At 68.5% G+C, this 14,783-nt stretch carries 7 protein-coding genes; 6 read left to right on the plus strand and 1 reads right to left on the minus strand.

Translation table 11 applies throughout. From position 1 onward, the window contains the following. Nucleotides 1-8: 8 nt before the first annotated feature. Entirely contained in the window at nt 9-893 is an 885-nt protein-coding gene (era, locus tag VMS22_09345) for a GTPase Era (protein ID HXJ34229.1), read from the plus strand. 4 nt (nt 894-897) lie between these two features. Beyond that, nucleotides 898-2,349: a ribosome biogenesis GTPase Der gene (gene der, locus VMS22_09350; protein ID HXJ34230.1), complete on the plus strand. Its 1,452-nt coding sequence runs from the start codon at nt 898-900 to the stop codon at nt 2,347-2,349. Here der and VMS22_09355 read toward each other — a convergent pair. After that, the gene (locus tag VMS22_09355) at nt 2,261-2,779 is read right to left on the minus strand and encodes a gamma carbonic anhydrase family protein (protein ID HXJ34231.1); all 519 of its coding nucleotides are present in this window, start codon (nt 2,777-2,779) and stop codon (nt 2,261-2,263) included. The genes der and VMS22_09355 overlap by 89 nt on opposite strands. Nucleotides 2,780-2,944: 165 nt before the next feature. On the opposite strand from VMS22_09355, the gene guaB reads away from it, so the two are divergent. The 4 genes from guaB to VMS22_09375 all read left to right on the plus strand — a co-directional run bounded on the left by guaB (nt 2,945) and on the right by VMS22_09375 (nt 14,685). Further along, entirely contained in the window at nt 2,945-4,423 is a 1,479-nt protein-coding gene (guaB, locus tag VMS22_09360; GenBank protein ID HXJ34232.1) for an IMP dehydrogenase, read from the plus strand. Continuing rightward, nucleotides 4,423-5,961, plus strand: a complete 1,539-nt coding sequence (guaA, locus tag VMS22_09365) for a glutamine-hydrolyzing GMP synthase (protein HXJ34233.1) — start codon at nt 4,423-4,425, stop codon at nt 5,959-5,961. Before guaB ends, guaA begins: the two co-directional genes overlap by 1 nt. 360 nt (nt 5,962-6,321) lie before the next feature. Further along, the gene (locus VMS22_09370) at nt 6,322-10,860 is read left to right on the plus strand and encodes a hypothetical protein (GenBank protein ID HXJ34234.1); all 4,539 of its coding nucleotides are present in this window, start codon (nt 6,322-6,324) and stop codon (nt 10,858-10,860) included. Between the two features lie 288 nt (nt 10,861-11,148). Next, entirely contained in the window at nt 11,149-14,685 is a 3,537-nt protein-coding gene (locus tag VMS22_09375) for a hypothetical protein (protein HXJ34235.1), read from the plus strand. Nucleotides 14,686-14,783: the final 98 nt, after the last annotated feature.

The following is a 14,783-nucleotide window of genomic DNA, read 5'->3' on the forward strand; positions in this document are numbered from 1 at the left end:
TCGGCCGGATGTCCCACCGCGCCGGCACGGCGGTCATCGTCGGCCGCCCCAACGTCGGGAAGTCGACGCTGCTGAACGCCCTCGTCGGGCAGAAGGTCGCGATCGTGACGCCCCGCCCGCAGACGACCCGCACCCGGGTGGTCGGCATCCGCACGCTCCCGGACGCGCAGGTGGTCTTCCTCGATACGCCGGGGATCCATCCGGCGCGCTCGCTCCTGAACCGCCGCATGGTCGAGCTGGCGCGCTCGGCGCTCGCCGACGCCGACGTCGCGGTGCTGGTGGTGGACGCCGGCGCCGGCATCACGCACGGCGATCGCGCCCTCGCCGAGGAGCTCGCCGGGCACGGCGGGCCGGTGGTGGTCGTGCTCAACAAGCTCGATCGGATCGTCAAGTCGAAGCTGCTGCCCTCGATGGCCGAGCTGGGACGCCTGCTCCCCGAGGCCGAGCTCGTGCCGGGGAGCGCCAAGACGGGCGCCGAGCTCGAGACCGTGCTCGGGGTGATCGTGAAGCACCTCCCCGAGGGCCCGAACCTCTACCCCGACGACGAGTTCACCACCGAGACCGAGCGGCACCTGGTCGCCGAGCTGGTCCGCGAGCAGGTGTTCCTGGCGACGCGCGAGGAGATTCCCTACGGGGTCGCCGTCGTCGTCGACGAGTTCACCGAGAAGCCGGAGCGGCGCGTGACCGTCGTGAAGGCGACCGTGCTGGTGGACCGTGAGAACCACAAGCCGATCGTCATCGGCGCAGGCGGCGAGCGCTTGAAGGCCATCGGCACGAAGGCGCGCGAGGAGATCGAGGCGCTGCTCGGCACGAAGGTCTTCCTGGAGTTGTTCGTCCGGGTCGAGCCCGGCTGGTCGGAGAGCCCGCGCCGGCTCGCGGAGCTCGGGCTCTAGGACCGTGGCCGCTCGCGTGGAGACCGTCGCGACCGGCCTGCCGGTCGTCGCCATCGTCGGCCGTCCGAACGTCGGCAAGTCGACGCTCTTCAACCGTATCGTGCGCAGCCACCGCGCGATCGTGGACGATGCGCCGGGCGTGACGCGGGACCGGGTGATCGCGCCGGCAACGTACGCCGGGCGCACCTTCCTCTGCGTCGACACCGGGGGCTTCCTCGCCGACCCGCCGAGAGATGCCGGCGCCCTCGAGGCGCAAGTGCGCGCGCAGGCGCTGGCCGCGGTCGGCGACGCCGACGTCCTCGTCTGCGTCGTGGACGGTCCGGCCGGCCTGTCGCCGGTCGATCGCGAAACGGTCCGGCTCCTCGCGCGCAGCGGCAAGCCGCTCTTCGTGGCGGTCAACAAGATCGACGGCCCCGCTCGCGATGACCTCGTGCACGACTTCCATCGTCTCGGCGTCGAGCGCCTCTACCCGATCGCCGCCGCCCACAACCGGGGCGTCGGATCGCTCATGGACGCGGTGACGGCGCTCCTTCCGGCACGGGGTGCCGTCCCGGCGCAGGCGGGGACGAAGCTCGCGCTCGTGGGCCGGCCGAACGTCGGCAAGTCGTCGCTCTTGAACCGGCTCGTCGGCACCGAGCGCGCCCTCGTCTCGCCCCGACCGGGTACGACACGCGATTCGATCGACACGCCCGTGGTCGTGAACGGGACGCCCTACGTCCTGATCGACACGGCGGGTATCCGGCGCCGCAGCAAGGTCGAGGACCGGCTCGAGGGGCACGGGGCGGTGCGGGCGCTCGGCACGTTGGCGCGCACCGACGTCGCGCTGGTGGTCCTCGACGCCAGCGAGGGCATGACCGACCAGGACGCGCGCATCGTCGGCCGTGCGCTCGAGGCGGGACGGGGCGTGATCCTGCTCGCGAACAAGTGGGACCTCCTGCGCGGGCCCGAGCGCGACGTGAAGCGGTTCCGCGAGCGCCTGCGCGGGCTCAACCCGGGCTTCGTCGACCTGCCGCTCCTGTGCGTGTCGGCGACGACCGGCGAGGGCCTGGAGGCGCTCTTCAACCAGGTCGCGCGGGTGGCGCAGGGCCTGCGGGCCAAGGTCGGCACGCCGGCGCTGAATCGCGCCCTCAATGCCGCCGTCGAGGCCCACCAGCCCTCGGGCGCGCACGGCAAGGCCGTCCGGCTCTTCTACGCGACCCAAACCGCGACCGAGCCGCCGACGTTCACGATCTTCACCAACGCGCCGGGATCGCTGCCGCCCGACTACAGCCGCTACCTGGCCAAGCGCTTCGCCGTCGCGTTCGATCTGGTGGGCGTTCCGGTACGCGTCCTGTATCGGCCGCGTCGCAGCGCCGCCGCGGACGAGCTCAGCGCACGCCCTCGGCGCGGTAGCGCTTCGCGTACCCGACGTAGTTCGAAGCCGCGCTCCGGATCCGCTCGAGCTCGTCGGCCGTGAGCGGTCGCGCCACCTTCGCGGGGCTGCCAAGGACGAGCGAGCGGGGCGGCACCCGCGTTCCCGGCGCCACCAGCGCGGCGGCCCCGACGAGGCTCTCGGCACCAACGACCGCGCCGTCGAGCACGATGGCACCCATGCCGATGAGCACGCCGTCCTCGATCGTGCAGCCGTGGACGACGGCGTTGTGCCCCACGGTCACGCCGTCGCCGAGCGTGGTGCCGAACTTGCCGCCCACGACGTGCAGCGTCGCGTTGTCCTGGACGTTCGAGCGGGCGCCGATGCGGATCGCCTCGATGTCGCCGCGCACGACCGCGCCGAACCACACGCTCGATTCCGGGCCGATCACGACGTCGCCGACGATCGTCGCCGACTCGACGACGTAGGCGGTGGGATCGAGGCGGGGCGCATGACCGCCGTACGGGATGATCACGGTCCGGCCTATAGCGCGGATCGCGCGCGCACGCTCGGCCATCGCGGCGCGCCGGTTGTTGCCCGAGCCCGACGCGCCTGCTAGACGACGTCATGGCACTCACGAAGGGGCTCATCGGGCACGACCGGTGGGCCCCTTCGCGCATTTCGAGCCCTGGGAGGACGCATGCTGCCAGCCGCCCTGCGTGAAGGGCTCACCTTCGACGACGTCCTGCTGCTGCCGGCGGCGTCGGACATCATGCCGCGCGACACGGACGTGTCGACGTGGCTGTCGCGCAACGTCCGCCTGAACATCCCCATCGTCTCCGCGGCGATGGACACCGTCACCGAGGCGCGCACGGCGATCGCGATGGCGCAGGAGGGCGGCATCGGCATCGTGCATCGCAACCTCGCCGTCGCCGACCAGTCGCTCGAGGTCGAGAAGGTGAAGAAGTCCGAGAGCGGGATGATCGTCGATCCGGTCACCGTTCATCCCGACCAGCCGATCGCCCAGGCGCTCGAGATCATGCAGCGCTACCGCATCTCGGGCCTGCCGGTCACCAAGGACCGCAAGCTCGTCGGCATCCTCACGAACCGCGACCTCCGTTTCGAGAAGCGCACCGACCGAACCGTCCGCGAGGTGATGACCAGCGAGCGCCTGATCACCGCCCGTCCGGGGATCACGCTCGAGCAGGCGAAGGAAATCCTGCACCGCTATCGGATCGAGAAGCTGCCGGTCGTCGACGAGCAGAACACGCTCCGCGGCCTCATCACGGTGAAGGACATCGAGAAGGCGATCCGCTACCCGAATGCCGCCAAGGACCAGCTCGGCCGGCTGCGGGTCGGCGCCGCCATCGGGACCGGGCCCGACCGCGAGCAGCGCGCCGAGGCGCTCGTGCGCGCCGGGGTGGATGCGCTCGTGATCGACACGGCCCACGGACACACGCGGTCGGTCGTCGACACGGTCCGCGCCGTGAAGGGAGCCTTCCCGCGCGTCGACCTCATCGCCGGCAACATCGCCACCCGCGAGGGCGCCGAGGCCCTCGTCGCCGCCGGCGCCGATGGCATCAAGGTGGGCATGGGGCCGGCGTCGATCTGCACGACGCGTGTCGTGTCCGGCGTCGGTGCGCCGCAGCTGACGGCGATCGCGGACGCGGCCGATCACGCCCTCAAGGCCGGCGTCCCCATCATCGCCGACGGCGGCATCAAGTTCTCGGGCGACATCACCAAGGCGCTCGCCGCTGGCGCCCAGTCGGTGATGATCGGCGGCCTGCTCGCGGGCACCGAAGAGAGCCCGGGCGAGACGATCCTCTACCAGGGGCGCACCTACAAGCTCTATCGCGGCATGGGATCGCTCGAGGCGATGCGCGAGCGCGAGGGAAGCCGCAACCGCTACATGCAGGACGAGGAGGGCGCCGAGCTCGGCATGAAGCTCGTCCCCGAGGGGATCGAGGGTCGCGTGCCGTACAAGGGTGCGGTCTCCTTCATCGTCCAGCAGTTGGTGGGCGGACTCCGCGCCGGGATGGGCTATCTCGGCGCGCGTACGCTCGACGACCTCTCGAAGACAGCCAAGTTCGTCCGCGTGACGAACGCCGGCCTCAAGGAAAGCCACGTGCACGACGTCTACATCACGAAGGAAGCGCCCAACTACCGCATCGAGTCCTGATGATCCTCATCCTCGACTTCGGCTCCCAGGTCACCCAGCTCATCGCCCGGCGCATCCGCGAGCTGCACGTCTACTGCGAGATCCACCCCTTCGATGTGCCGCTCGAGGCGATCAAACGCCTGAAGCCGGCGGGCATCATCCTCTCCGGTGGTCCGGCCAGCGTCTACGAGAAGAATGCGCCGATGCCGTCCAAGGCGGTGCTCGAGTTCCTGCGCTCCGGCACGCCGCCCGTCCTCGGGATCTGCTACGGCATGAACGTGGTCACCCTCGCGTTCGGGGGCGAGGTGGTGAAGGGGACGCACAAGGAGTTCGGTCCGGCCGAGCTGCGCATCACGCGCGTCGATCCGCTCCTCGCCATCGGCGACAACACGACCCTGGTCTGGATGAGCCACGGGGACAAGGTGACGAAGCTGGGCGACGGGCTCGAGACGCTCGCGGTCTCCGACAACTCGCCGCACGCCGCCTTCCGGCACCACGACAGGCCGATCTACGGGGTCCAGTTCCATCCCGAGGTCACGCACAGCGTCCACGGCAAGGAGATCCTGCGGAACTTCGTCGTCCGCGTGTGCAAGGCGGAGCCCAACTGGACCATGGAGAGTTTCGTCGAGACGTGGGTGCCGCGCATCCGCGAGCGGGTGGGGAAGAAGCGCGTCGTGTGCGGGCTCTCGGGTGGCGTCGACTCCACGGTCGTGGCGGCGCTCATCCACAAGGCGATCGGCGACCGCCTGACGTGCATCTTCGTCGACAACGGGCTCCTGCGGAAGGGCGAGGCCGATCAGGTCGTGCAGCTCTTCCGCGGCAGCATGGCGCTCGACGTCCGGGCGGTCGACGCCGGGAAGCGGTTTCTCAAGCACCTGAAGGACGTCGAGGATCCCGAGAAGAAGCGACGTGCCATCGGCGTCACCTTCATCGAGGTGTTCGAGGAGGAAGCGAAGAAGCTCGGCGATACGACGTTCCTCGCCCAGGGCACGCTCTACCCGGACGTGATCGAGTCGGTATCGGTGCGCGGCCCCTCGGCGACCATCAAGAGCCATCACAACGTGGGCGGGCTCCCCGAGCGCATGAAGCTCGAGCTGCTCGAGCCCCTGCGGGAGCTCTTCAAGGACGAGGTGCGCCAGCTCGGGCGCGTGCTCGAGGTTCCCGACGAGATCGTCCGCCGGCAGCCGTTCCCGGGTCCGGGGCTCGCCATTCGCGTCATCGGTCCGGTCGACGAGGAGCGGCTGCGCATCGTGCGGGACGCAGACGCCGTGGTCCAGGAGGAGGTCCGGCGCGCCGACCTCTACGACACCCTGTGGCAGGCGTTCGCGATCCTGCTTCCGGTGAAGACGGTCGGCGTCATGGGGGACGAGCGCACCTACGACCACGTGATCGCAATCCGCGCCGTTCGTTCGACCGACGGCATGACGGCCGACTGGGCCCGCCTGCCCGACGACGTCCTGGCCAGGATGTCGAGCCGCATCATCAACGAGGTGCGGGGCGTGAATCGCGTCGTGTACGACATCTCGTCGAAGCCGCCGGCCACCATCGAGTGGGAGTGAAGAGCGCGTTTCCTTCCAATCAAGGAGCGTTGGACCGCGGCGCGGGATGTCCGTTGACATTTGCCCCGATCGCGCCGTGACCGCGTCCTGCACGGTCGCCTAGGCGTCGGCGGCCGCACTTCCTCTCAGCCTGCACCCGGGCAGACGCGCTCGGGCGTCTCGCCCGGAGGCGCGCGCGCCTTGGGCACGAACCCCCGCCGGCACGCCGCTCATCCGCCGACCGAACACCCGTTCGTACGTACCATGGTTTCACTCCTTTATTGGTCCCTAGCATGTAATTTGCCCTTGACTGGTCAGGGGCGAGTGTGACAGCAACCCCCTTGGCAGCTGGCACAACAAATCCTTTCGGGGGAGGGGATCATGACTATGTGTGCGGACACCGATCGGAACCGCAGAGGTTTCTCGACCAAGCTGCGTCAGGTCGCGTTCGTCGCGGCCCTCGCGTCCGTCGTGCTGGGGAGCACGCCGAGCGCGCATGCGACGCACTTCCGCTACGGCAACCTCACGTGGTCGCTCGGGACGGGGCGCACGATCTTCTTCCAGCTCGACGACGCCTTCCGGCGCACGACGGACTCCTCCTCGTCGAACTTCATGGACTGCGTCAGCCCGAGCAACATCAATACGGTGGTCGCGTGTACGGGGCCCGGCGGCGGTCACGGCGTCGGCGACCTCGTCCGTGAGGACATCGGCAACTCGAAGCTGCAGTTCGGTGACGGAACCTGCGAGCCCGCGCCGTGCGGCAGCGGCTCGCCCCTCATCTACCGCGTGTCGTCGATCGACACGACCAGCAACTGGTCGTTCGTCGAGGCGATCGACACGACCAAGCTGCCGACGGTCATCGCCAGCATCCCCCACACCTACGGCGGCAACACGTCGACCTTCACGGCGAAGCTCGACAGCTGCTGCCGGATCTCGAACCCGGCCTCGACGAACGGCCACATCAACAACCCCGACAAGCAGTACACCCTCTCCACCAACGTCATCTTCACGAACGACAACCATGCGCCAGTCAGTACCCAGATACCGATCGTGAACTGCTGCTACCCGGCCGTGTGCACCTTCCAGGTGCCGGCCACCGACTCGGATTCGGGTGACGTGCTCACCTGGAGATTGGCGACGGCCGCGGAGGCCGCGTCGACGGGTGCGACATTCATCCAACCTGGGCCACCACCAGCGTCGAACAGCGCATCGATATCGTCGTCGGGCCTCTACACGTGGAACACCGCGAACGCGACCGTCTGGACGGCCAGCGGCCAGGTCATGGGCGGGACGCTCGGAGGCGCCAACACGACGCTCTACTCGACCCAGGTCATCATCGAGGACGGGCACAGCAAGACGCCGGTCGACTTCCTCATCAAGCTCACGACCTGCGTGAACCACAAGCCGGTGTGCACGGCGCCGACCCTGCCGCAGAACGTCCTCGCCGGCACGAACCTCGCGTTCAACGTGTCGGGAACGGACGCCGACAACGGCGACGTCATCACCCTGAACGACGCCGGCCTCCCGGCCGGTGCGACGATGACCCCGACGCTGCCCACGAACGCCACGGCCCCGACGGCCGTCAGCAGCAACTTCTCGTGGACGCCGTCGCTCGCCCAGGTGGGCGCCTACATCGTGCAGTACTCGGTCACGGACCAGGGCGGCCAGCAATCCCTCTGCCCGGTCACGATCAACGTGACCTGCAGCCAGGCCCAGTGTGACGACGGCAACCCCTGCACGGACGACGTCTGCACGCCGAACGGCTGCATTCACACGAACAACACCGCACCGTGCAGCGACGGCAACGCCTGCACCCAGAACGACACCTGCTCGGGCGGGAGCTGCCAGTCCGGCGCGCTCCTCGCTTGCGGGGCGCTCGATCAGTGCCACGTGCCCGGCGTCTGCAATCCGGCCAACGGCGTCTGCTCGAACCCGTCCAAGCCCGACGGCACCTCGTGCACCGACGGCAACGCCTGCACCCAGAACGACTCCTGCCAGGCGGGTACGTGCACGCCCGGCGCACCGGTCGTCTGCGCGGCGCAGGATCAGTGCCACGTCCCTGGCGTGTGCAACCCCGGCACGGGCGTCTGCACGAACCCGGCAGCCAACAACGGAACCGGCTGCAACGACGGAAACGCCTGCACGCAGACGGACACTTGTCAGGGCGGAACCTGCACCGGCATGAACCCGGTGGTCTGTACGGCCTCCGACCAATGCCACGACCCCGGGGTCTGCAACCCGAGCGACGGCCAGTGCTCCGATCCGGAGAAGCCGAACGGCACGGCCTGCAACAACCCCGGCAACCTCTGCAACCAGACGAACACCTGCCAGGGCGGGACGTGCACCGGCATGAACCCGGTGGTCTGCGCACCTCCCGACCAGTGCCACAACCCCGGGACCTGCGTCCCCGCGACCGGCACCTGCACGTACACGACCAAACCGAACAATTCCCCCTGTGACGACGACAATGCGTGCTCGCAGAGCGACACCTGTCAGGGTGGCTCGTGCACCGGGGCGAACTTCGTCGTCTGCTTCCCATCGGATCAGTGTCACGTGACGGGCGTGTGCGACACGATGACCGGTATCTGCTCGAATCCGACCGCGATGGATGGGAGCTCCTGCAACGACGGCGACGCCTGTACCCAGACGGACTCCTGCCAGGAAGGCAACTGCACGGGCACGAACCCCGTGATCTGCACCGCGCTCGACCAGTGCCACGTGCCCGGCGTCTGCGATCCGGGGACGGGCGTGTGCTCGAACCCGAATGCCGGCGACGGCACGCTCTGTGACGACAGCAACGGCTGTACGGAAGGCGACATCTGCACGGCGGGCCAGTGCTCGCCGGGCAGCCCGAAGAACTGCGGCGACCCGAACCCGTGCACCGACGACGATTGCGTCGCGCCGACGGGCACCTGCACCCACACGCCCAACACGAACCCGTGCAACGACGATAACGCGTGCACCATCGACGACACCTGCAGCGGCGGGAACTGCCTGGGCGCGATCAAGAACTGCCTCGACGGGAACCCCTGCACCGACGACGGCTGCGATCCGCTGACGGGCTGCACGCACACCCCGAACGACGATCCGTGCGACGACGGCAACAACTGCACGACCAACGACAGCTGCAGCGGGGCCTTCTGCCTGGGCGGCCCGCCGCCGAACTGCAACGACGGGAACCCCTGCACCGACGACGGCTGCAGCGCCGGGAGCGGCTGCACGCACACCAACAACAGCGACGTGTGCAACGACGGCAACCCGTGCACGACCGGCGACGTCTGCGGCGGCGGCGTGTGCGCTGGCGCAACCCCGACCGTGTGCACCGACGGAAATCCCTGCACCACCGATTCGTGCAACCCGAACGTCCCGGGCGGCTGCGTCTACACCAACAACAACGACGGGTGTAACGACCACGACGCGTGCACGACCAACGACGCGTGCAGCGGCGGAGCCTGTCAGGGCGGACCAGCGCCGGACTGCAACGACAACAACGCGTGCACGACCGATTCATGCAACACCACCAACGGCTGCGAGCACATGCTGCAGCCCAACTGCCAGCCGTGCGTGACGGCGGCCGATTGCGACAACCACAACGCCTGCGACGGCGTCGAGAAGTGCCAGGGCGGCATGTGCGCCCCCGGCACGCCGCCCATCTGCACCGACACCAACCCCTGTACGGACGACGGCTGCAACCCCGCCTCGGGCTGCTTCCACAACCCGAACACGGCTCCGTGTGACGACGGCAACCCGTGCACGACCGTCGACATCTGCAACGGCACCACGTGCCAGGGCGGCGGTCCGGCGCTCAACTGCAACGACAACAACGAGTGCACCGACGACGGCTGCAACCCGAACTCGGGCTGCACGCATCAGAACAACAGCGCGCCGTGCAACGACGGCAATCCGTGCACACCCACGGACGTCTGCCACCATGGCGTGTGTGAGGGCGGCGGCGTCCCGCCGACCTGCGACGATCAGAACCCGTGCACGGACGATTCCTGCAACCCCAACGTCGCCGGTGGCTGCGTACACACGTTCAACAACGCGGAGTGCAACGACGGCAACCCGTGCACCGTCAACGACACGTGCTCGAACGGCGCCTGCATCACACAACCGCGCAACTGCTCGGACAACGACGTCTGCACGGTCGATGGCTGCGACGACCAGCAGGGCAACTTCCTCTGCACTCACACGAATTGTTTCGTCGACGCCCAGCACAACCAGTGTCCGCCCGGGCAGCTCCAGTGCATCCCCAACATCTGCGGCAACGGCGTCGTCGACACCGCGGTGGGTGAGAGCTGCGATCCGCCGGACCCGACGCCGATCCCGGGCATCGTCCCGCCCACGCCGACCTGCCGGAACGACTGCACGTACTGCGGCGACGCGCTCGTGCAGACGGTCGACGGGGAGACCTGCGACGACGGCAACCAGGTGTCGGGCTGCGATCCGCTGCGGCCGACGGTCCCGCTCGACCCGTGTCAGATCAACTGCACGCCGCCCATCTGTCACGACCCGGCGGCGATCGTGAAGGGCCCGATCCTGAGCAAGCTGTCGGTCCACGGCCTCCTTGCCACCGACGGCAACGTCGACATGACCCAAGCGTCGTTCGTCCTCCAGCTGAGCGACCGGTACGGGCAGGTCCTGTTCCGGAACTCGGTCGATGCCGGTGCCGTCACGGGCATCCCCGAGGTCGGACGCTTCAAGTACAGCAGCCGGGCGGCGAAGCTCGCCGGCGGCATCCAGAAGATGAAGGCCAAGAAGCTCGTCCGCGGCTACCGCGTGACCATCAAGGCCTACGGCGACCTGACCGGCGCGACCGAGCACATGGTCACCCACGTCTTCGTGGGCGCCCAGGAGTGGACGGTCGTCGGCCGCTGGCGCCAGCTCCACAACGGCTGGCGGTTCAACGGCGAAGAATAGACCGCAGCTTTCAGCGGTGAACCCGAAGGGGGGTGGGCGGAAGCCCGCCCCCCTTCGCTCGTTCGCGCTGCGACCGTGGTCGAGGTGTGGCGACATGCCGCGCGCGGTTCGGCGGCTGCGCGAGCGGCGATCGCCCAAGACGGTCATCCGCAAATCAACCTTGACAGCCATATGTCCAAGGACGTAAGTGCACGCTCAACACGGAACCAGCATTCGCGACGTCACGACCGGGATTTGGAGGGAACTGCTGCGATGAGAACCATTTCAGGTGCGGCTCGAGGGGTGCTCGTGTCGATCACGCTCGGCGTGGCGACGGTCCTGGCGCTGGGGGCATCGCCCGCGCAGGGCGCGACGGTCCATCTGGGTGATGCCACCGGCGGGATCGCGGTCCATTTCAACACCACCGGAGGACCGAGCCTGGCAAACGTCTCCTACGCCAAGGCGACCTTCACCGAGACCAACACGAACGGCGCGCAGTACAACTTCGACTCGACGCCGCTGCCCGGCGCGTTCGGGCTCAACTGGTACGCGCTCTTCCAGTCGGTCCCGGACCAGTTCGGGCTCGACATCCAGCTCCTGTTCCCGACCAACAACGGCAGCAACCTGCCGCCGGGCTCGCTGATCGCCAAGGAGAACGTGAACGGGGATCCGGCATTCTCGACGTCGGCGGGCGCCATCGACTGGGCCATCAACGGCTATCAGGTGCCGACGGTCGGACCGTCCGACCCGGCCAACGGGGTCGTGAACAGCCTGCTGCGGGGCGGCAGCGGAACCGGAACGTCGATCACCCTCAATCCGCCGGTCATCGTCCCCACCGGGCCGACGACCCTCTCGGCGACCTTCTCCGGCACGCTCCAGAGCGACAACTTGATCCACTGGTACAACCCGGTCACGCCGAACACGCCGGTCTCGGTCTTCCAGCTGACCGGCAAGATGTTCTTCACGGCCACCCTCAGCCTGGACCTGACGACGGTCACGGATCCGCTCACGTGGTTCTTCCAGGGCCCCGTGTCGGTCGAGGCCGAGGTCCTCTGCGGTACCCGCTACGCATCGCCGTCCGGAGCCGATCTGCTCCCCGGACCGACGCCGAACGTCTGCAAGACGCTCGGGACGCCGTGCAAGACGATCCAGCACGCGATCGACACCGCGTGCCCGGGTGACACCGTCAACGTGTTCCCGGGAACCTACAGCGAAACGGCCCCCATGCCGTCGCCGCCGGCCTGCGCCGGCGACACCGCCGGTCTCTTCATCGCCGACACCAAAGCGGGCGTCACGGTCCAGGGTGTGACGGCCGGCAACGTGCCGATCACGAGCGCCGGCTCGGTCCTGGCGACCATCAACACCAACTCCAATCTCTGCTTCGGACCCGACGGCGTGTTCGTGCAGGGTGACAACGTCACGATCGCCGGGGTGCGCATCGGCACCAACAGCCTCGGTCAGAACAAGACGATCGAGGTCGTCGGCGACAACTTCACCCTCCGGGACAGCGACATCGCCGACCCGCAGGGCTCGGTGTACATCAACGACTTCGACTTCGACACGATCGGCAACGTCTCCCACGTGAAGGCGTACACGATCGACGGCAACATCTTCGAGGATGGCGTCAGCCTCGACATCGCCAGCGGCGCGGGCTTCAGCGGCCCGGTCGCGGGGCGTGTCATCACGGGCAACACGTTCTTGAACCTGGCGACGCTGCCGGGCGCGCAGCCGTGGCCGTCGATCAGCTTCAACGGCCCGGGGCCTCTCGAGCCGTCGTGGTTCACGTACGGCATCGGTGGCGCCGTCATCACCGGCAACACCTTCAGCAACAGCGCGCCCGACGGCCAGATGATCCGGGCGCGCGGCGACTACGACAACACGCAGTTCGACTGGGCCACCTACTTCAATTCGAACACCTTCAATCGCTCGGTCGTCGTGGGCGTGAACCCGCCCAACGACGTACGGCCGTTCTCGTACACGAGCGCGCCGTACACCTTCGACAACGTGCGGCGCATCGGCGCAGTCATCCAGGGCGAGATCGACCACGCCCAGGCGGGCGACACGGTCCTGGTGGGCAAGGGCTCATACGACGAGAGCCCGCAGGTGACCCAGTCGATCACGCTGCGCTCGGCGTCGGGCCGGGCGCTCACGACCATCAACCTGCAGACGGGCCCCACCTACCTGGGCGCGCTCGAGATCAGCGCGCCGACGGTGACGGTCGACGGCTTCACCATCGTCGGCCGGGACGGTACGCCGACGCAGGTTGCGGCCAGCAACATCCTGGTCGACACCGCGCTCTCGAGCGTCACGATCAAGAACAACCGGCTGCGCGTCGGCTTCGCCGATCCGGGGAGCTCGACGGGTGACGACGGCTTCGGCGTCATCACGACCTACTCGACCAGCACCCTCGTGAACAACCTGGCCGTCACCGACAACGTCATCGAGCCGCTCGGCGCCTCCGGCGAGCGGGCGTTCTTCATCAATACGGGCGTGGACGGCTTCCAGCTCCTCCGCAACCAGATCACCGGCCTGTTCAACGCCACCGCGCGCACGCAGGCGAAGAACGGCCTCGTCCAGGACAACACCGTGGACGGCCTGGGGCTCGGTGGCTACGGCCTCGGCACCTGGGGCTACCCGGACGCCACCGTCTGGGGCCACACGACCTTCCAGCACAACGTGTTCCGCGGTCTGCTCCGGGGCGTCAACGTGCTCTCGAGCAACAGCACCGTGCTGTCGTGCAACCAGTTCGTCTCGAACGGGACGGGCGTCCTCGTCCAGGACGACGGCGGCTTCACGACGGGATTCGATCCGACCACCGTCAGCATGCACGGGAACTCGTTCTTGAGCAGCGCCTCCAACGGTGTCGACAACTCGTCCGTGATCGCGGGCACCGTGTCGGCGACCCTCAACTGGTGGGGCTGCGTGGCCGGGCCCGGCAACCCGGGCTGCGACAGCGTGAACGGCGCCGTGTCGTTCGCCCCAGTCGCGACCTCTGTCCCGGCGTGCGCGAGCTGCTCGACCAACGCGGAATGCAGCGACGGCGTCGCCTGCAACGGTGGGGAGGTCTGCAACGTCGGAACCCATTCCTGCCAGGCGGGGACACCGGTCAACTGCTCGGGTCTCGACGATCAGTGCAACACCGGGGTCTGCACCGAGCCGGTTGGGACCTGCGTCGCCTCGCCGAAACCGGACACCACGACCTGTGAGAGCGGCGCCGACACCTGCACCGTTCCCGACCACTGCGTCGCCGGCACGTGCCAGAACAACGGCGGCGGCGGCGATCCCGACGGCGACCAGATCTGCAGCACCGACGACAACTGCGACACCGTCTCCAACCCCGATCAGGCGGACATCGACAGCGACAACGTCGGCAACGTCTGTGACGACAACGAAGGGCCGCTCAATCCCATCCGCGTCCGCATGAAGGCGAACTTCTCGGTGACGGCCGACTCCAGCAACGTCAGCACGAAGGGCGACTTCGTCACCCTGCTGCCCGGGGAGGTCTTCCCGGACGGCACCGGCGACGTCACCATCTCCATCGCGGACAGCGCGCCCGTCCCGACCGTCCGGACCCACACCTTCACGCCGGCGGAGTGCAAGATCACGGCGACCGCGCGCAAGTGCCGGACCCTCGACAAGCTCATCAAGGGCACCTTCAAGACGTCGAACTCCCAGCCGAAGGTCTGGAAGTTCAGCGTGAAGTTCAAGAAGGCGACCCTCGGCGGCGGTCCGTTCGTCGGACCCGCCGTGGTGACGCTGACCTACGGCCCGTCGATCGATCGCGTGGGCGACGTGACGGACTGCTCGACCTCGGCCAGCGGCCTCGTCTGCCGGCAGCAACGGTAGCCGACCCACTCACGTGAACCGCACCGGGTGCAGGGCGGCCTCGCCGCGCTGCACCCGGTGCGCATTTTCCGCGGGCGATCGCGCCCTGCAGTTGACGC

Source organism: Candidatus Eisenbacteria bacterium, assembly GCA_035577985.1.
Taxonomy (GTDB): domain Bacteria; phylum Desulfobacterota; class Binatia; order DP-6; family DP-6; genus DATJZY01.

Coding starts and splice junctions, on each gene's coding strand:
- era (HXJ34229.1), top strand. CDS start 9: ATGTCCCACCGCGCCGGCACGGCGGTCATCGTCGGCCGCCCCAACGTC.
- guaB (HXJ34232.1), top strand. CDS start 2,945: ATGCTGCCAGCCGCCCTGCGTGAAGGGCTCACCTTCGACGACGTCCTG.
- VMS22_09370 (HXJ34234.1), top strand. CDS start 6,322: ATGACTATGTGTGCGGACACCGATCGGAACCGCAGAGGTTTCTCGACC.
- guaA (HXJ34233.1), top strand. CDS start 4,423: ATGATCCTCATCCTCGACTTCGGCTCCCAGGTCACCCAGCTCATCGCC.